The sequence below is a fragment of the Nonlabens sp. MIC269 genome, assembly GCF_001430865.1.
Lineage (GTDB): Bacteria > Bacteroidota > Bacteroidia > Flavobacteriales > Flavobacteriaceae > Nonlabens > Nonlabens tegetincola.
The window spans coordinates 2,588,116-2,607,746 of sequence record NZ_CP011373.1; the positions used below are offsets into that span (position 1 = coordinate 2,588,116).

At 36.2% G+C, this 19,631-nt stretch carries 17 protein-coding genes; 11 read left to right on the forward strand and 6 right to left on the reverse strand.

Annotation, left to right across the window (positions count from 1 at the left end; all coding sequences use genetic code 11):
• Positions 1-17 precede the first annotated feature (17 nt).
• Both AAT17_RS11735 and AAT17_RS11740 read left to right on the forward strand, forming a co-directional pair.
• Positions 18-1,052: a DegT/DnrJ/EryC1/StrS aminotransferase family protein gene (locus AAT17_RS11735; protein ID WP_082587014.1), complete on the forward strand. Its 1,035-nt coding sequence runs from the start codon at positions 18-20 to the stop codon at positions 1,050-1,052.
• On the forward strand, positions 1,052-2,347 hold the full coding sequence (locus AAT17_RS11740) for an O-antigen translocase (RefSeq protein ID WP_060524567.1): 1,296 nt from the start codon (positions 1,052-1,054) through the stop codon (positions 2,345-2,347). The genes AAT17_RS11735 and AAT17_RS11740 overlap by 1 nt, the downstream gene beginning before the upstream one ends.
• 6 nt (positions 2,348-2,353) lie before the next feature.
• Here the strand turns inward: AAT17_RS11740 and AAT17_RS11745 are convergent, their stop codons facing one another.
• The 4 genes from AAT17_RS11745 to AAT17_RS11760 are packed head-to-tail and all read right to left on the reverse strand — an operon-like array spanning position 2,354 to position 8,472.
• Positions 2,354-4,861 (reverse strand): glycoside hydrolase family 2 protein, encoded by a 2,508-nt coding sequence (locus AAT17_RS11745; protein WP_060524568.1) that lies wholly within the window; start codon positions 4,859-4,861, stop codon positions 2,354-2,356.
• On the reverse strand, positions 4,851-5,582 hold the full coding sequence (locus tag AAT17_RS11750) for a copper homeostasis protein CutC (protein ID WP_060524569.1): 732 nt from the start codon (positions 5,580-5,582) through the stop codon (positions 4,851-4,853). The genes AAT17_RS11745 and AAT17_RS11750 overlap by 11 nt, the downstream gene beginning before the upstream one ends.
• Entirely contained in the window at positions 5,579-6,196 is a 618-nt protein-coding gene (locus AAT17_RS11755) for a DUF2238 domain-containing protein (protein ID WP_060524572.1), read from the reverse strand. Before AAT17_RS11755 ends, AAT17_RS11750 begins: the two co-directional genes overlap by 4 nt.
• Positions 6,197-6,198: 2 nt before the next feature.
• On the reverse strand, positions 6,199-8,472 hold the full coding sequence (locus AAT17_RS11760; protein WP_060524574.1) for a beta-N-acetylhexosaminidase: 2,274 nt from the start codon (positions 8,470-8,472) through the stop codon (positions 6,199-6,201).
• A 49-nt stretch (positions 8,473-8,521) separates the two neighbouring features.
• Between AAT17_RS11760 and ligA the strand changes: the two genes are divergently transcribed.
• Positions 8,522-10,576 (forward strand): NAD-dependent DNA ligase LigA, encoded by a 2,055-nt coding sequence (gene ligA, locus AAT17_RS11765; RefSeq protein WP_060524576.1) that lies wholly within the window; start codon positions 8,522-8,524, stop codon positions 10,574-10,576.
• Between the two features lie 2 nt (positions 10,577-10,578).
• Complete coding sequence (locus tag AAT17_RS11770; protein ID WP_060524578.1) at positions 10,579-11,382, forward strand: hypothetical protein; 804 nt, start codon at positions 10,579-10,581, stop codon at positions 11,380-11,382.
• A 5-nt stretch (positions 11,383-11,387) separates the two neighbouring features.
• Here the strand turns inward: AAT17_RS11770 and AAT17_RS11775 are convergent, their stop codons facing one another.
• Positions 11,388-12,311 (reverse strand): metallophosphatase, encoded by a 924-nt coding sequence (locus AAT17_RS11775; protein ID WP_060524580.1) that lies wholly within the window; start codon positions 12,309-12,311, stop codon positions 11,388-11,390.
• 2 nt (positions 12,312-12,313) lie between these two features.
• Positions 12,314-13,117, reverse strand: coding sequence for a 5'-nucleotidase C-terminal domain-containing protein (locus AAT17_RS11780; protein ID WP_060524582.1), 804 nt, complete (start codon positions 13,115-13,117; stop codon positions 12,314-12,316).
• 88 nt (positions 13,118-13,205) lie between these two features.
• Here AAT17_RS11780 and AAT17_RS11785 point away from each other — a divergent pair, with 88 nt between their 5' ends.
• The 7 genes from AAT17_RS11785 to recN all read left to right on the forward strand — a co-directional run bounded on the left by AAT17_RS11785 (position 13,206) and on the right by recN (position 19,605).
• On the forward strand, positions 13,206-13,667 hold the full coding sequence (locus tag AAT17_RS11785) for a hypothetical protein (protein ID WP_169709766.1): 462 nt from the start codon (positions 13,206-13,208) through the stop codon (positions 13,665-13,667).
• 1 nt (position 13,668) lies between these two features.
• Positions 13,669-14,544 (forward strand): 4-hydroxy-tetrahydrodipicolinate synthase, encoded by an 876-nt coding sequence (gene dapA, locus AAT17_RS11790; RefSeq protein WP_060524586.1) that lies wholly within the window; start codon positions 13,669-13,671, stop codon positions 14,542-14,544.
• A gap of 81 nt (positions 14,545-14,625) precedes the next feature.
• Positions 14,626-15,429, forward strand: a complete 804-nt coding sequence (locus AAT17_RS11795; RefSeq protein ID WP_060524588.1) for an outer membrane protein assembly factor BamD — start codon at positions 14,626-14,628, stop codon at positions 15,427-15,429.
• A gap of 1 nt (position 15,430) precedes the next feature.
• Positions 15,431-15,751: a DNA-directed RNA polymerase subunit omega gene (locus AAT17_RS11800; RefSeq protein ID WP_042280383.1), complete on the forward strand. Its 321-nt coding sequence runs from the start codon at positions 15,431-15,433 to the stop codon at positions 15,749-15,751.
• 7 nt (positions 15,752-15,758) lie between these two features.
• Entirely contained in the window at positions 15,759-16,967 is a 1,209-nt protein-coding gene (gene coaBC / locus AAT17_RS11805) for a bifunctional phosphopantothenoylcysteine decarboxylase/phosphopantothenate--cysteine ligase CoaBC (protein WP_060524590.1), read from the forward strand.
• Positions 16,942-17,841, forward strand: coding sequence for a DUF4835 family protein (locus AAT17_RS11810; RefSeq protein ID WP_060524592.1), 900 nt, complete (start codon positions 16,942-16,944; stop codon positions 17,839-17,841). Before coaBC ends, AAT17_RS11810 begins: the two co-directional genes overlap by 26 nt.
• 84 nt (positions 17,842-17,925) lie before the next feature.
• Entirely contained in the window at positions 17,926-19,605 is a 1,680-nt protein-coding gene (recN, locus tag AAT17_RS11815) for a DNA repair protein RecN (RefSeq protein ID WP_060524594.1), read from the forward strand.
• The last annotated feature ends 26 nt before the right edge of the window (positions 19,606-19,631 follow it).

Here is a 19,631-nt window from a genome sequence, read left to right on the forward strand (position 1 = left end):
GATTTCTACCTCAGGATATGGAATCTATAAAAGAGTTGCATGAATCTGGTAGGTATATTGGTGGTCAATTTGTAGATACATTTGAAAAGGAATTTGCAAGCTATTGTAACGTTCAGTGCTGCGTGAGTACTGGTAATGGATTGGATGCCTTGAGTATTATCCTAAGAGCAGAAACCGCTTTGAATCGACTTCCTAAAAATGCTAAAATTGCGGTGCCCGCAAATACTTATATAGCTACTATTTTAAGCGTTGTTCACAGCCATCACACGCCTGTATTATTTGAAACAGAGCAGTGTGTCGTACAGGTTGATGATCTTAAAAAAATTAAAGAAGACTATGATGCTATTATAGTGGTGGATCTATATGGAATCATGGTAGATGATGATGTGTACGCTTTCGCAAAAGCGAACCACAAAAAAATATATACCGATACAGCACAATCTCACGGTGGTCGTACAAGTAGTGGTAAAACGAGTGGAAGTCTTGCAGCGGCAAGTGCCTTTTCTTTTTATCCTACTAAAAATTTAGGAGCACTAGGTGATGCAGGCGCTATCGTCACAAACGACCCAGAGCTAGCAGCAATGTGTCGCAAAATCGCCAATTATGGGCGTGATTCCCAATTTTTAAATAGTGAGATAGGAGTAAATTCACGCATGGATCCTTTACAAGCGCTATTTTTGAGTACGCGATTACAGGTTTTAGAAAGCGACAACAACTCTCGTAGATCCATCGCATACAAATACAGTCAAGGTATTGATAACAAAAAGGTGCAGCTACTAAGCACGCAATTAGCAAATCGTTCAGTGTTTCATATTTACCCAATTTTTGTAGAAGATAGGGTAGCCTTTATAGACTTCATGAAACATCATGGAATACAAACTGGATGTCATTATGAGGTGCCACCTCATCAACAAAAAGCATTTTCTAAGTGGAATGACTTACAATTTCCCGCCACAGAAAGTAGACATCAACAACAGGTAAGTCTTCCATGCCATCCTTTGTTAGATACTCAAGAGGTTCATCATATTATACAAACCATAAATTCTTATTGATGCGCAGGCTGTTTTTATTGTTTAATAGAAATATGCTGCTTAAAATGGCAAGTTGGAATAGTATTTTTATTCTTGTCAGGATTGCGCTAGGTGCTGTTATGTCTAATCTTTTGGCTCGATTTGTAGGTGATGCAGGATTGGGTTATTTAGGGAACTTACGTAATTTTTCTCAAGGACTTCAAAGCCTGTCCGTTCTGGGATTGGAAAACGGTCTTACTAAAAACGCTGCTGCCTTAAAGAATGAGCCTAAACTATTAAGCAAAACTTTTACAACAGCATGGATAGCAACTTTTATAGTAAGCGTATTAACCGCTATAGGTATCAACTTTACAGCTAGCTTGCTGTCTTTGTATTTATTTGATAGTGATAGTTATTCATTTGTCTTACGGATCTTTGGCTGTTCATTACCATTTTACTTTGTTTTTGTGGCAGTAAGTTCCTTGTTGCAAGGATTTGAGTGGTTTAAGACCTATGTGGTTCTTAATATTATCGTTGCCTTGTCGGTATTTGTTCTGGGCTCTTATTTGATTGTAAATGAGAATTTATACGGTGCCCTGCTTAGTATAGCCGTGACACCTTATGTTCAATTTATTTTGGCTCTTTTGGTGTACTTCTTTTATTTAAAAGGTAAAAAAGGAGTGCTCAACTTTTCAATTGAATGGAGTAATGGGCAAGCACTACAGCTCTTTAAATACAGTGTTATGGCTTTAGTGAGTGCTATACTTATACCGCTTGTAAATATTGAAGTGCGCAACGAGGTTATTGATCAAGTAAGTGACCATGCAGCAGGATGGTGGGAATCTGTTCAACGTATTTCAGGATATTACATGGTATTTGTTACCACGTTAATCAGTTTATACGTATTACCTAATTTGAGCAAGGATTCTAGTTTTAAACAATATAGAAGTACCATATGGAATTTTTATAAAACCATACTTCCTGTAGTTGTAGCAGGACTTATAGCTGTTTATTTATGTAGAGATTTAATTCTTGAATATTTATTTACTACAGAGTTTTTACCTGCTTCTAGCATGTTTAAATGGCAATTATTAGGTGACTTCATCAAGGTCATCACCACCGTAATGGCTTTTAGGTTTATCGCATTAAATGATCTTAAACGCTATCTAGTGGCTGAACTTATAAGCATTTTTTGTTTCTATCTTTTTACGATGGTTTTATTACCATACTATGGAAAAAATGCCGTAGTAATGGCTTACTTTTTAAATTACATATTTTACTTTTTAATTTTGATCTTGCTTTTGAGAAAAGAATTGTTTGGTTCGTTGGAGCAATAAACAAAATTATTTCACACTCATACTTACCAAATCATTCAAGCATTTAATCTGCAGGACACCAAGCTCTTTCGATTTTGGATAGAATAGAATTGATTTTTCAGTATTAGGCTCCAAGTCAAAGAAATTATCAGAAAAATGACCATCTAAACTAGAAAAGACGAATAGATCCTTTACAAATACATTTGAAACGATCGTAATTTCATAAAAGTCATTACGCTTTGGACTTTTTATTTTGATTTCTGCTTTAGGTAATTTGAGATTTTTTGGCCTTGTTAAAGTTTTAATGCTTTTGTGATTACCAAATTGGTAAGACACGTAAATTTTGTTTAGATCAAGATTTAATTGTTTTAAGGAAAGCGCATGAATGAGCTCACTAGAACCAGCATTAACTGAGCATATTGAACTATCGATGGTATCAACAAAAAGCGATTTGCCTGAAAAGTCTTTGATTTCGATTTTGAAATCGCCTACTTCTGTCTCGAGATTATCATTTACCACATACGTTTTCAACGTATCATTTTCAATCACGTTGCTTATAAGTACATTCTCAAAATCACGTTTTACCTGATACTGTAAGGCTTTCCAGTTGCCAAAATAATCGATACTCGACCAGCTTACTGCTGGCCAGCAGTCGTTGAGCTGCCAGTATAGCGTTCCCATATTGTAAGGTCGCGCACGACGATGTGCTTGAATACCTTTAGACATTCCATAAGCTTGTACGAGCTGACTCACGTACACGTAATCTTCATCATTTTCTGGTACGGGAAAATCGCGCTTCATATAAGTTTGTATAAGCTCGTCACCTCGAGCGTGTTTTTGGTGTGTAGCATATTCCTTTGACTTAATATCTACTTCACCAGATGAATTAATGTAGCGAATGGTTTCATAAGATGGGTGCGCCTGAAAACCAAATTCACTCATAAACCTTGGCACATGCTCTTCAAAATGCTCAAACGGGTAAGCATCGTGCCACACGCGCCAGTCATGTGCATCGCCATGAAACTCATATTTAGGATTGCCACGACCGTATTGTGGTGAGCTTTCCCAGTAGGGTTCTTTGGTCATTTCGGCTACGTATTTCGGCATGTCTATTTGAAAAATGTTTCGGTAATCTTCCCAAATACTGTCCCGTTCTTGCTGACTGCGACCTTCCTGCCAGCCCCAGCGATGCCAGCCTTCACGACTTTCATTGTTACCGCACCACAGTACTATACTCGAATGATCTCGTAATCTAGTAAGTTGTTGAGTGACCTCTTTTTTTACGCTTTTGCGAAAGCTATCGCCACTGGGATACATCGCACAAGCAAACATAAAATCTTGCCATACCATGATTCCTTTTTCGTCACATTTTTCATAGAAAACATCACTCTCATAAATGCCGCCACCCCAAACACGAAGCATGTTCATATTTGCATCTACAGCGTCATTCAAAAGCTTTTCATAATGATCATCCGTGACCAAATCTTGCATGCTGTTTTGTGGAATGTAGTTTGCACCTTTTGCATATACCGGAACGTCGTTCACCTTGAAATAAAAGCTAGTTCCGTATTCGTCTGGCTCGTTGACCAATTCTACTGTGCGCAGTCCTTTATTAATTGTTTTTTGATCAATAAGATTTTCATCTTTAAAAATGCTAATCTCTACCTCATATAAGTAGGGTTCACCTAGATTATGCGGCCACCATTTTTTAGGATTTGGTATTTCAAAATGCAGTTCTTGAGTAGCTGTTTTTGTGGCTACTGTCAAGGAGTCTGTAATTTTATATGGATATATACTGTCGTTGATTTTAAGAGAATAGGTAAGCGGTGAGGAAACAGGTTTTGATAATGTCACTTGCGCAGAAAGATTTGCAATAGAATCATTAAGACTATTTTGCTTCAAGTAAATATCCTTAATTTTAAAATCGTTGTAAGCCTCAAGATAAACTGGTTTCCAAACTCCCATAGTGTTTAGGTTTGGACCCCAATCCCAACCGTATTGAAATTGCGCTTTGCGTGTATAAATACGATTTCCTTCTGGTAAGTTATAAGGATTTGCAGCAGCTTTTTCTGCCTCGATATGTAGAGGTGATTTTAAATTGATTATGAGTTCATTTTGCTTTTGAACTAAGTCTTTTATATCTTTTTTCCAGTGCAAAAAGGCGTTATCAGTTTCTAGTATTCGGACTCCATTCAATAAAACGGAAGCATAAGTGTCAATTCCTTTTAAATTCAACTCTATATGTTCTTTTGAAAGCGTTTGATTATCAAGTTTAAATAGGGTTTTATACGTCCAGTTTTTCTGAGTGATCCATTGCAAACTATCTTCATTATTTCCTTGAAAAGGATGCTCGATAAGTGGTAATAACTCTTTGTGAACCGTTGATGGAATACTTACAGAATCTGATATTAAACTATTGTCAGCTTCTTTTAATAAGGACCAGTTATGGTTGAGATATTGACGCTTTACATGGGGTTGTTTATCATTACATGAGACTAGTGAAATCACTATGATTAGGAGCCAACTATATTTCATGCGTGATTCGATTAAGGATTGCTTTAATGCTTTCAATGTTGGATGTGATTTCTATGTTTTCTTGAAGAAATTTAGGTGTATTCATAGGCACTTTCTCTTCACTGGTTTGCTCACAGATTGCTGTAGCGCTTGCGTGGATTTCTTTGAAGTTCGCTTTCGCGAAAGCATCACTATTACTAGCATTAATGCCACCACCAGGCATAATGATGAGTTCATCGCCTGCTTGTTGCTGTAACTCCATTAATAAACTAATACCTTCAAAAGCACTAGCTTGCTGACCAGAGCTGAGTATGCGATGTGCACCTAAATTGATTAAATCAATCAAGGCCTGCTGTGGATTTTCTACGTGATCAAAAGCTCTGTGAAAGGTAAAGGGTAACGGTCTAGAAAGCTCTATAAGTTCGCTAGTACGTTTAATATCCACTTTAAAATCAGAAGTTAATACTCCAGAAACAATACCAGCGGCACCTAACTCTTTGCAAAGTTGAATATTTTGTTTCATGATTTCAAACTCGGCTTTACTATACATAAAATCACCCGAGCGTGGACGTATCAATACCATTACAGGAATACTGAGGTCTGCAATTACCTTTTTGAGTAATCCAAAACTTGGTGTAATTCCACCTACGGCAAGCTCGCTACACAACTCTATACGATGAGCGCCAGCCTTTTGAGCATTGATGGCGCTTTGATAATTTGCCGCGCAGATTTCTAAAATCATGTTGTTTCAATTTTAGCTATGGAATTATCTTGAAAATTACTCAAAAAAGCAACAGCGATACAAGCACCAATTAATGCAAGTAGCATATCAGTTTGCGTATCCCAAACATAACCTTGCATGCCCAGAAAACTGTCTGCACCATCACTTACGATCATGGACACGACAGCTTCTATTAATTCATAAGCTGCACTTATAGCAAGACATGTGGAGATCACAATAAATACAAGCCATTTTTTACCGTGAACTACGTTTTTACGTAGTAATACTTCACGCACAATTAAAGCTGGTGTAAAGCCTTGAATGAAATGCCCTAACTTATCATAATTGTTCCTAGAGTGATCAAAGTATTCTTGTATCCAGTCAAAAAGTGGTACATCTGCATAGGTATATTTTCCACCTATAATTAGAATAATACAATGAACAAATATCCAGAAGTAGGTAAGGTTTGAAAACTTAAAGTTCCTGTAGGTAAAAATCAATATCATCATCCCTATCACGGCAGGAAGAACTTCTAGAAACCAAGTAAATCGTTCTTTAGGTTCAATTCCCGACCAGATTAATAATCCGGTCAAAAAGACTAGGTAAAAAAGTAGGTTTTTAGGTAGGTTGTTCATGCTTATTTGATGATGATTTCGTCAATAAATGTCCAGGCTTTATTTCCAGCGCCTTGCGCGCCATCTGGGATGGTACCGTAGTTAGGGATTTTTATCTTAATTCCTTTCATTTCTTGGTTGTTAAATGGAATTTCCTGTTCCAATAGATTGTTCTCACTATAACGCAAAGGGACTTGATGTATTGATGGTAAAAACTCTTTAGGATAAAACCATACTTCTTTTGGAGCATATATCCATTGTCCATTAGAGTCATTGAAGCGTAGAATAATTTGATTTACTGAGATTTCAGTTTCAAAATCTATTTCAATTTCCAGATCATCACCCCAAAAGCCCAACCATTCTTTATCACCATAACGTGTATCACTACCTACAATTCCATTGATAAGCCCGTTTGCACCACTACCACTATAGGATTTATGTGGTGGATGATTAATTGTAATAGTGGCGCCTACACCTTTATGATAAAGGAATTCTTGAGAGAATAAACGTCCAAGCGGTTGAGCATTGTCAAATACTTGAGCTTTTAAAATCATGTTTTCCTTAAATGGAATAGGTGATTTATAAATAGTTGAATTGGCATTTGGCTCAGTTCCGTCAGTAGTGTATCTGATTTCTTTGCCTAAGGTTTTAGTGCTTAATTCATATTCTTGATCTTTATTCAAATTTCCTTCAATTTCATATAAATGATTGGCGTATTTAATATCCATGGCGTCTAGCCGTGGTAGCATGACTTCTAGGTTATTGACAAACAAGTTATAATCTCGTTTTTCTACTGGAGACCAAGCGACCTCACTTAGTGCTAGTATACGTGGGAAAGCCATGTATTCTACTTGATCTGTAGTAGGCATGTACTCAGTCCATACATTTCCTTGTACGCCTAAAACGTGTTTTATTTCTTCACCACTAAGTTCATCTGGAATTGGATTGAAACCATATACTTTTTCTAATGGTAAAAAGCCGCCTATAGCTATTGGTTCATTTTCATTATCGCTTTGATAATAGTCAAAATAACAATGAGAAGTAGGCGTCATAATAACATCGTTACCTTTCTTTGCAGCGTCTATGGCACCTTGCATGCCGCGCCAACTCATAACCGTGGCATCCTTTGCCAGTCCGCCTTCTAGGATTTCATCCCACCCGATGATTTTCTTGCCTTTTGAAGCTAGGTATTTTTCAAAATGTTTAATGAAGTAGGATTGTAATTCGTATTCATCTTTTAATCCATTTTCTTTGATAAATCGTTGTGCGGTTGCACTTTGTTTCCACTGTGTTTTTGGTGCCTCATCGCCGCCTATGTGAATGTATGGTGATGGAAATAAGGCTGCTACCTCGTCTAGTACGTTTTCCAGAAACTCAAAGGTCTCTGGGTTAGGGCAATAAATGTTGTCAAAAACGCCCCATTCTGTAGCTACGTTCACAGCTTCGTTGGTACATCCTAGTTCTGGATAGGCAGCAATTGCCGCTTGAGCATGACCAGGTAGTTCGATTTCTGGAATGATGTTGATGTGTCTCGCTTTCGCGAAAGCGATAACCTCACGCACTTCATCTTGTGTGTAGTATCCACCATATCTAGTCGTGTTGTACTTGCGCGGTGTATCGTTGTAATGTCCTAGTAAAGTACTGTCACGGTAGGCAGCCACTTCTTGAAGTTTAGGATATTGTTTGATCTCGATGCGCCAGCCTTGATCATCAGTAAGATGCCAGTGAAAATTATTCATCTTTAACATCGCCATCGCATCGATGTATTTCTTGATAAACGCTACTGGAAACATATGTCTAGAAACGTCTAGGTGCATACCACGATATTTAAAACGTGGTTCATCCTCAATGATTAGTGCTGGTAAGTGAATTTCATCCTTGTCATTAAGTATGGGGAACAACTGGATGAGCGATTGTACCGCATAGAAAGCGCCTGCATCCGTACTGGCATGAATAAGTATTCGTTTAGGATCGATTTTCATTCGGTACCCTTCGGTACTATTGATCTCTTCATTGAATTTCAAATAGATGTAGTTGTCTTCCTTATCATTATAATCGTTTAACTCGTCAAAACCCATTTTATCAAAATTATCAAGTAAGAACTTGCCAGCCATAGGAAACTCAGGATCAAACCTAAACGAAGTGTTTTCATGAAACGTAAAATATCCATCATTTACCTGCAAGGATTGCGGTGCAGGAATGATACTGGGACTTTTAAGGTCTACATGTCTAGTGGTTTTGGTACAGGATAATACTGTTAATATCAATATGGTGATTAGTAGAATTCTTTGAAGCATTATTGTAATTTAGAGTCGACAAAATACTTGCAGAAGATAGTACAATTTAATGAGTCCTGAAGAACAAATACTAGCATTAAGAAATGAATTGCGAGAACATAATTACAACTATTATGTAAACGACAATCCTACCATTTCAGATTTTGAATTTGATAAGAAATTAGAGCAACTCAAACAACTCGAGGCAGCAAATCCTGAGTTTTTTGACCCTAATAGTCCCAGTGTTAGGGTAGGTGGTGAAATCACTAAGAATTTTGAAACCGTGAAGCATGAATACCGCATGTATTCACTTGATAATAGTTATAGTAAAGAAGATTTACTAGATTGGGAACAGCGATTAAGAAAAATTGTTGATGGTCCTATTGAATATGTATGCGAGCTTAAATACGATGGTGCTAGTATAAGTTTGAGGTATGAAAAAGGAGTTTTTGTAAAGGCAGTTACTCGTGGAGATGGTACTCAAGGTGATAATGTTACTGCCAATGTGCGTACCATTAAGTCGGTACCATTAAAACTACGAGCTAGTGAAGTGCCTGATAAATTTGAAATTCGTGGTGAGATTGTGTTACCGTGGCAAGGATTTCATAAAATGAATCAAGAACGTGAAGCTCAAGGATTAGAACTATATCGCAATCCACGTAACACCGCTAGTGGTAGTTTAAAATTACAAGATAGTAGTATAGTTGCACAGCGACCACTGGAATGTTTGTTATATCAACTTGCAGGAGATAACTTACCGGTGCAATCACAATACGACAGTTTGAACCTAGCGCGTGATTGGGGTTTCAAAGCGCCTGCAGAATCTGAATTAGTGCAGAGTATTGATGAGGTGTTGCAGTATATAGAACATTGGGATGTTGCAAGAAAGGATTTACCTTATGAAACAGATGGAGTTGTTATAAAGGTAAATAGCCTGCAACAACAAGAAGAGCTGGGCTTTACAGCCAAGGCGCCACGATGGGCAATGGCTTATAAATTTGCTGCAGAACAGGTGAGTACTAGACTTAATGAAATCACCTATCAAGTAGGTCGTACTGGAGCCATAACACCAGTAGCGAATCTAGAACCAGTTGAAATTTCAGGTACTACGGTAAAAAGAGCGAGTTTACATAATGCCGATCAAATTGAAAAACTAGATATTAGAGTAGGAGATGAGGTCTATGTAGAAAAGGGTGGAGAAATTATTCCTAAAATTGTTGCTGTAGAGCTTACTAAACGGCCAGATAATTCTAGCCCTACTGAATATGCTACACGATGTCCAGAGTGTAATACAGAACTAGTCCGTAAGGAAGGCGAAGCCCAACATTTTTGTCCCAATGAATTAGGATGCCCACCACAAATTAAAGGTAGGATTGAGCATTTTATATCAAGAAAGGCAATGGATATTGATGGAATAGGAGCAGAGACCGTTGGTCAACTCGTTGATGCAGGACTAATTTCTAACTATGCCGATTTATATGACCTTACCGTTGAACAAGTTCTGCCTTTAGAACGTATGGCTCAAAAGAGTGCAGAGAATATGATTAACGGGATACAAGCAAGTAAACAAATTCCATTTGAGCGTGTTCTTTTTGCTTTGGGAATACGGTACGTAGGTGAAACAGTGGCAAAAAAACTAGCCAAACATTATAAAAGCATGGACGCTCTCATAGCTTTACCAGAAGCACCTGATAAAGAAAATCTAGATTTATTTGCCGATGTTTCCAGTCCTACAGAAAAGAAGTTAGAAGAACTAACCGCTATCCCAGAAATAGGCGACCGCATAGCACAAACTGTTGTAGAATTCATAGTTGACGAAAGGCAGCAAGCCATTCTAGAACGGTTAAAAAATGCTGGATTACAATTCTCATTAAGCGAAGAGCAGTTAGAAGGTCAAACTGATAAACTAGTTGGTAAAAGCTTTGTAGTTTCTGGTGTTTTTGAAATGTCGCGTAATGATTTAAAAAAACTTATTGAGGATAACGGAGGTAAGGTAAGCAGCTCGCTTTCTGGTAAAACAGACTTTCTCATTCGAGGTGATAAAATGGGGCCTTCAAAACTTGCCAAAGCTGAAAAACTGGGTATTACCATGATTAGTGAACAAGAGTTTTTAAAGATGGTATAATTATGAGATTACTGATAGTATTTCTTCTCGCTTTAAATAGTTTTTGGTTGCAATCCCAAACCTATTCCTATAGTACTATCACAAATAATCAAATGATGGTAAAAGGTAAGGTAGGTGAATATCCTATAACCTTGTACATGGAATATCAAGGTTTTTGTGAATATGAAAGAGAATATACAGGTTGGTATAAATACGATTCAAGTACTCAATCAATACCCATACAGGTTTATTTTTCAACTTATCCAGAAAATGAGGAATTCATCATTTATGCAAAATACGATGGCGATTTTCAACTAGAAATTGATGATGATTATAGTTGTCATCCAGTAAATTATGACGAGAAGTTTTATGGAGACTCTGATGATGGTATATTCAATAATATGAGCTGGAATAAGAAAGGTTCTTCACAAGTTTGGGAAGTTACTTTTGAAGAAGATGTGGCAAGTAAATTTTGGGATTTAGGGGAATATGATACCTACCTCACGGTTGACGATAATTTGGTATTAGACTTTGGAACGATGGGTTTTGAATATGTATATGAAGTACACATAGAAGGATTTAAAGAAGTTCATGACATTACTCACATGCTTATCACCGTTATAGAACCCAGTAAGCCAGGAGGAAATGGTCGTGGTATGTGTGGAGCAGGCGATGAAATTTATTTACTCTATCTACGGCTTGATGAGCAGAACAAGCTACTGTTTTCAGATTCTGAAAAAATTCAAAGTTGTTACGCACATATGGAAGAATCTCCAGTTATGTATGATACTCAATTCCCTGAAAGAGGATTTAAAAGAGTAAAATAATCTTTCTATAGATTATAAACGGTTCCAGCTTGATTGTTAATATCTGTCTCGTTTAAGTAAAGATCTATTCTACCTAGATACATTCCATAGCAGCCTACTTGATTAACAACCACGTTTTTTCCTTCTTTATTAAGAATCAATTCTGGTTTTTCTAGAAATGTATGAGTGTGACCACCAATTATTACATCAATATTTGACGTCGCTGCTGCTAGGCTTACATCACTTACAGTATCTGATTTATAGGAATATCCCAAATGCGACATGCAAATAACTAGATCGCATCCTTTTTCTTCTTTGAGTATACGTGCCTGATCTGTAGCGATATCTATAGGATCTAGGTATTTGGTTTCTTTATAGTTGGTTTTATTTACTAATCCATCTAGTTCTATTCCTAATCCGAACATTCCTATTTTGATGCCGTCTAGTGTCACTATCTTATTTTTTAATGTATGACCATCCATTATGGTATTCTTGAAATCATAATTGGATATTACAAAGTCAAAATTGGCATGTGGAAGCTGCTTGTACAACCCATCTATACCATTATCAAAATCATGATTACCAATTGTTGCCGCATCATAACCCATCATACTCATGAGTTTAATTTCTAGCTCTCCACCATAGAAATTGAAGTATGGGGTTCCTTGAAAAATATCACCACAATCCAACAAAAGAGTATTAGGATTCTCCTTTCTAATTTGATTAACTAAAGCTGCTCTACGAGCAACACCACCACGACCATCATTGCGTCCTCCTACAATAGGTTCAATGTGGCTGTGAGTATCATTAGTATGTAAAATGGTGATCTTTTTACTTTTTTCAGTTATACTACTTACATTATATAAACTGCTTGCAGTAGAAAAATTGGCAAATAAACCCATTCCAGCTACCGCAGCGGTTGAACTTTTAAGAAATGTACTTCTTTTCATGATTAATTTGCTTTAGTAAATCTATTGTCGGATTCAAACTTAAGAGTATCTACCTTTTTGAAATAGTCAATCATGGCATTTCTTATTTTATAATCAGTTTTTGTTACCGTTGTATTGTTAAAAAAGTTCATGCTATCACCGCCGTTATACAAGTAATCACTTGTAGCAACATAATAGATCTTTTCAGTTAAAGGTTGATCGTTTATAGATACATTATTCAGGCTACTATCAGAATTTAAAGAAATTTTCATACCAGAGAAAGGATGAGCTCTTTCTCTATCTACTATATATTGGATAAGTTGCTCCATTTGAGCTTTATTAAGCTGTGCTACCACAACCTCATTTTCAAAAGGCATTATCTCATAGGCTCTTTTGGTTGTTACCTCACCAGCTGGTAAGGGAGCTCTTATTCCTCCGTGATTTAGTAAAACAACATCAATGTTAGTATCTAACCTACTTTTAACAACAGGATTAACTTGTTCCATAATGATTTCACATAGCATATTTCCAAGCGCTGTGTTCAGTGGAGTATCATTTTTGTGCATGCTTTTAGGATTATAGCAAAGCACTCTATTCATTTCTTGATTTATTTTTTCGCCATAAGGGGCAATAAATTGCGCGATACTATCTTCTTGAGCTAGTGAGTCGTTTATTTCTATTCGTTTATAGTCAACGGTATCTAAATGAACGTTTGTGTTTGAATTGCAACTAGTTAAGAGTGTGGTTAAGAAAAGCGCTTTCGCGAAAGCGAGATAAACACCTATTTTCCTATATGTTTTAAGCGGAAAGTTGTAGCAAAAAGCCATGTGAAATATTCTATTTTTGTTTCCACAGTAAAAGTAAATGTTTTTTAAAGGAATAAAGCGTAGATCGCTGAGGAAAGCGATTAGAAAATTGAAATCGCAAAACAGGAATAGTGTTCCTGTGGTACCTAAATCATTGTTAGTCATTACCTCTAGCGCTAGTCAAATTGCCTATGATGATATTTTAAGGTGGTGTGAACAACTTAAAATTGACGATAAAAACTTGACAGTTTTAAATCAAGTAACTGATAAAAAGAAATTTCATGAAATGGATGGTATTCCGTTTGATGAAAAGTCTATTAAATGGAATGCAACCGTTGTTGATGAGCAACTAGTCGAGGCGATTGAAAAAAAACACGATTTACAAATATTACTCATAAAAGATCCGGATGAACTAGCTACATTTGTGACGATCAAGGCACAGGCAGCTCTTAAAGTAGCTATCAATGATGCACGAGAAGAGCTTTATGATTTGTCAATTAATGTGTCATCAAACGACAAAGACGTATTTGTAAAAGAAATAGCAAAGTATATAAAAATTTTAACCCGATAATATGCAACAACTTAAAGGAACAGGAGTAGCACTTGTAACTCCTTTTAAAGCAAATGGTGATGTGGATCACAGTGCTTTACAGTCCGTAGTGAATTACCAAATTGATAATGGTATAGAATATCTAGTTGTCTTAGGAACGACTGGAGAAAGCGTTACCCTTTCTAAACAGGAAAAACAGGATGTTGTAAAAACCGTGGTTGAAACCAATGCAGGACGATTACCTCTTGTAATAGGTATAGGTGGTAGTAATACAGCTGTTGTAGTAGATGAATTAAAACAAACTGACCTTTCGTCTTTTGATGCTGTACTTAGTGTCTCACCTGCTTACAACAAACCTACCCAAGAAGGTATCTATCAACACTTTGCAGCAGTCGCAAAAGCTACTGATAAGCCTATTATTTTATATAATGTTCCAGGAAGAACAGCGAGTAATATGGCTGTTGATACCGTAGTTCGATTGGCAAATGATTATACAAATATTGTAGCGATAAAGGAAGCAGCAGGAGATCTTGTAGCTGCCATGAAAATGATAAAACATACACCAGATGATTTTCTTGTGATATCTGGAGATGATATGATCGCCAACGCAATGACTCTTGCTGGTGGTGCTGGAGTGATATCTGTAATCGGTCAAGGATTGCCTAGCGATTTTAGCGAAATGATTAGACTAGCTTTAAAAGGTAATGCAATAGATTCTTATAAACTGCATCATAAACTTGAAGCTAGTATCGATTTAATTTTTGCCGAAGGAAACCCTGGTGGTATCAAGGCAATGCTAGCCCATCTCGATTTATGTGAAGAGCATTTAAGATTACCATTAGTGCCAGTTTCACAAAAATTGAGAACTAGTATAATTGATTTCATGAATGCGTACTAAAACGTATTAACTGTCGTTCACAATTAAAATTATAAGGAGTGTTGTGAATACATTACTTTTGCAGCCTATCAATACCGTAGTATGAAACAAATTGTTTTAATATTTTTTATCTTTTTAGTTCTTGTGTCTTGTGGTCCTTATCAAAAGGCATTAAAATCAGATGATCCTAATGTCAAGGTGAGTATGATTGATACATTAATGAAGAAGGAGAAATATAGTAAGAGTATCGATCTTTTTGAACAGATCATTCCCTTATATAGAGGTACTGACAGTGCTGCCCCTATGGCTATTAAGTATGCTAAGGCGCTTTATGGAGATAGAAGGTATTTAAGCAGTGCCTATCAATTTGAGCGATTTGTAACTTCTCACCCTTTAGATAACAACGTGGAGGAAGCGGTTTTTTTAGGAGCCAAGAGTTACTATCACATGTCTCCTGTATATTCTAAAGATCAATCTGACACTAATACGGCACTTGTTAAACTGCAAGATTATATAAATGCTTACCCAGAAGGGAAGTATAATGAAGAAGCTAATGTTCTTGTAGCTGAATTAAGAGAGAAATTAGATCGCAAGGCCTATGAAATTGCTAAACAATATCATCACAGAGGCGGAATTTATATTAAAGCAGCTATAGCAGGTTTTGAGAATTTTATAATCGATCATCCAGGATCAAATTACCTAGATGATGCACATTATTATCTTTTTGAATCTCAGTATATTTATGCTGTTAATAGTTTTGAAAATTTAATTCCAGAACGATTAGCGCTTGCTAAAAAATATTATAATAACTTTGCACGCAGATTTCCTAATAGTGAATATAAAGATGATGCACAGGAGATCATGGCTGAAATAGAAAAATTTGAATCAGAGAATTTGAGTAATTAATATGGATACTAAAAATTTAGACGCAGCAACTACAACTATTACCTACAATCGTGATGCCCTTACTTCACCTACTGGTAATATGTATGAAGCGATTTCAATTATCGCTAAAAGAGCTGAGCAGATTAAAGGAGATATCAAAGAAGAGCTAATTGAAAAGCTAGAAGAATTTGCTACCTACAATGACTCACTAGAAGAAGTTTTTGAAAATAAGGAGCAAATTGAAGTATCTAAATTTTATGAGCGTTTGCCAAAGCCTACAGCTATTGCTGTAAAAGAATGGTTAGATGGTAAAATCTATCATAGAGATACTAGCAAATCTTAATTAAGATATGTCTATACTAAGTGGTAAAAAAGTATTACTGGGTGTAACTGGTGGTATTGCTGCTTATAAAACAACATTTTTGACGCGCCTGCTTATTAAAGCAGGCGCTGTCGTTAAAGTGGTGATGACTCCTGCTGCGCGAGATTTTGTTACACCGCTTACTCTATCTACACTTTCAAAGAATCCGGTTCATTCTCATTTTACCAATGAAGATGATGAAAATGATACATGGAATAATCATGTGGAATTAGGTCTTTGGGCCGATTTAATCATTATTGCACCAGCTACAGCCAATACCTTGAGTAAAATGGTAGGCGGTACAATTGATAATTTACTGCTTGCGGTATACTGTAGCGCAAAATGCCCTGTTTACTTTGCTCCAGCCATGGACCTTGATATGTATAAGCATCCATCAACACTTCATAATTTTGAAAAGTTGAAATCTTATGGTAACCTTATGATTCCAGCAGGTGATGGAGAATTAGCAAGTGGTTTGTCAGGAAAAGGACGCATGGCCGAACCTGAAGAAATTATCACATTCGTTGAAAATGATATCTTGTCAAAATTACCTCTACACGATAAAAAAGTTCTAATAACGGCTGGCCCTACTCACGAGGCTATCGATCCAGTACGCTTTATTGGAAATCACAGTTCAGGAAAAATGGGTGCGGCCCTTGCTGTACAAGCTGCAGAAATGGGTGCACAGGTACATTTGATCATGGGGCCAAGTTCGGTCATCGTAGAGTATTCTTCAATTCAACGCATCGATGTGACTAATGCTAGAGATATGTACGATGCAGTCCACAAGATAGTATCAGAAATGGATATTGCTATCTTTAGTGCTGCTGTTGCAGATTACAGGCCTAAAGATGTCGCTACAAACAAAATAAAAAAGAAGGAAGACACGTTACATATAGAATTGATCAAAAATCCCGATATTTTAGCAAGTGTAGGAGCGTTAAAAAACAAACCGTTTCTTGTGGGGTTTGCTCTAGAGACTAATGATGAGTTGAATCACGCTTTCGCGAAAGCGGAAAAAAAGAATACTGATTTATTAGTTTTAAACTCTATGAGAGATAAAGGTGCAGGTTTTAAAAAAGACACCAATAAAATTACCTTGATTACTAAGGAAAAGGAAGTCATTCCATTTGAATTAAAAAGTAAGGTTGAGGTCGCAAAAGATATAGTTAATGAGATTGTTAAAAGGATTAAGTAGTTTTTTTTTGTTATTAAGCTTTTTATATGGCCACGGCCAAGAGCTTAATGCTACTGTACAAGTTAATGCTCAAGGAGTAGCTCAACCAGATTTATCCATATTTAAAACATTAGAAACTTCTATGCAGGAGTTTTTAAATAATACTAAATGGACGGATAACGAATATGAGGATGAAGAAAAAATCACTATGTCTCTTGTATTTGTTGTCAACGTATATGACAATGATAGGTTTGAGGGCAATTTCCAAGTGTCGGCATCTCGTCCAGTTTTTAATAGTACCTATAGCACACCTATTTTTAATTATAAAGACAATGATGTAAGGTTTGAATATGTAGAATATGCTCCTTTCTTTTACAACAAAAACCAATATGAAAATAACCTATTGTCATTAGTCTCTTTTTATGCTCTTACTGTAATAGGAATAGATGCAGATACATTTGAATTTAAAGGTGGCGAATCTTATCACAGAGAAGCGCAACAAATTGTGAATCTTTCTCAGTCAGATACTTCGGTTCGTGGGTGGAGACCAAATGATGGACTTATTTCAAGGTACCGTCTCAATGATGATTTATTATCTGATACTTATGTAGAATATCGTAAAGTGATGTATGAATATCATTTATTAGGTATGGACAAGTTTGCAGAAGATCCTAAAAGGACAAAGGAGAAACTAAAAACAATTTTAGTGCAATTTGAGGAGTTGAATAAGCGCAGACCTAATAGTTTATTACAACGTACTTTCTTTGATGCAAAAGCCGATGAGATATCTAGAATCTATTCTGACGGTCCTGCAGTAAACATCAGAGATTTAAAAACGTTACTACAGAAACTAGCGCCCAACCAATCGTCTAAATGGCGTACAATTCGTGTGTAAACATTTTTCTATGCCATTACTTTAGATTAATTTAGTTCTTTATGTTATTTGTCTAACTGGAATTATTAAATCGTTTAAAGTAAGTTGCTTACCTCAATACATATACAGAATTTTGCCTTGATTGAACATCTAGATTTAGATGTGTCAACTGGTCTTACAACTATTACTGGAGAGACGGGTGCGGGAAAATCAATAGTTCTAGGAGCACTTGGTCTTATACTAGGTCAACGCGCTGACTTAAGTGTGGTACGTGATTCTGATTCAAAATGTGTCGTTGAAGCTCATTTTGATTTATCATCATTAGATTTAAAAAAGGTTTTTGAAGATCTTGATCTCGATCATGAAAATCATACTATTTTAAGAAGAATAATACTACCGTCAGGGAAGAGCCGTGCTTTTGTTAATGATTTGCCAGTTACCTTATCTGTACTACAGCAACTAGGTGGATACTTGATTGATATACACTCTCAACATGATACTCGTGATTTAATTAGGGATTCCTTTCAAAGAGAGGTGTTAGATGCTCATGTTGCATTTGAAACTAAAAATAAAAAGCGATCATTTTTAAAGGTGTTGAGTGATTATCAAAGGTCATTTACAGAATTTAAATCTTTGGAACGGGAATTAAAAACTCTCGAAGAAAAGGAGCACAACTTGATCAAAGAAAATGATTATAATATCTTTTTACTTGGTGAGTTAGAAGACTCTAATTTAGAAAGTATTGACCTAGAGTTACTTGAAGAAGAGCAAGAGCAACTGGGTAATGTTGAGTCAATAAAAGAAGGGTTGGGAATGGCGTTTAAAATCGTTAATGAAGATGATCATGGTGTCGTGGAACAATTACGATCTTCTATTGCAGCCATTTCTGGGATCAAAAGATTCTCGTCTTTATATAGTGAAATTGATCAAAGACTTAGTTCAACGTTAGTGGAGCTTGAGGATATTGTTGAAACCTTAGAAAGAGAATTTGATAATATAGAGGCAGACCCTTCAAGGCTTGCCGAGATTGATGAAACTCTCAACACTATTCAAAATTTATTTAAAAAACACCAAACTGATTCAATTTCTGAGCTTATAGTGATTAGAGATGAGCTCGCTGCTAAAGTGTTAGAAACATCGAGTTTAGATAAGAGAAAAACAGAACTCAATAAACTATTAAGTGAAAAGCACGATCAATGCACAAATCTATCTGGTGAATTAATGGGAATGAGAATCATGTATAAAGATTCTTTGGAGAAGAAGTTGGATAGTCAAATACAATCTTTAGGGATGCCACATGCGCAATTAAACTGTAAAGTTGAATCATCTGATAGCTTCCACAACTTAGGTAAAGATGTAGTAGGTTTATTATTTACTGCAAATATGGGATCAACTTTGAAGCCTATTGAAAAAGCAGCTAGTGGTGGAGAGTTATCTAGAGTAATGCTCGCTATTAAATCACAACTGGCAGTGAATAAAAAATTACCAACTATAATATTTGATGAGATTGATACTGGAGTGAGTGGTGCAATTGCCGAAAAAATGGCATCTATCATGCAGGTGATGAGTGAGTCTATGCAGGTTATAGCCATAACTCATTTACCACAAATTGCAGCAAGAGGTCACGAACACTTATTGGTTGAGAAAAAAATTGATAACGAAAAAACTATTAGTAATATAAGCAAATTAGATGCTTCTGCTAGAATTGAAGAAATTGCACAAATGTTAAGCGGTGGAAAAATTTCTGATGCAGCACGAGAAAATGCAAGAGTACTTTTGCAATAATCTTATATTTGCCACCTAATCAAAAA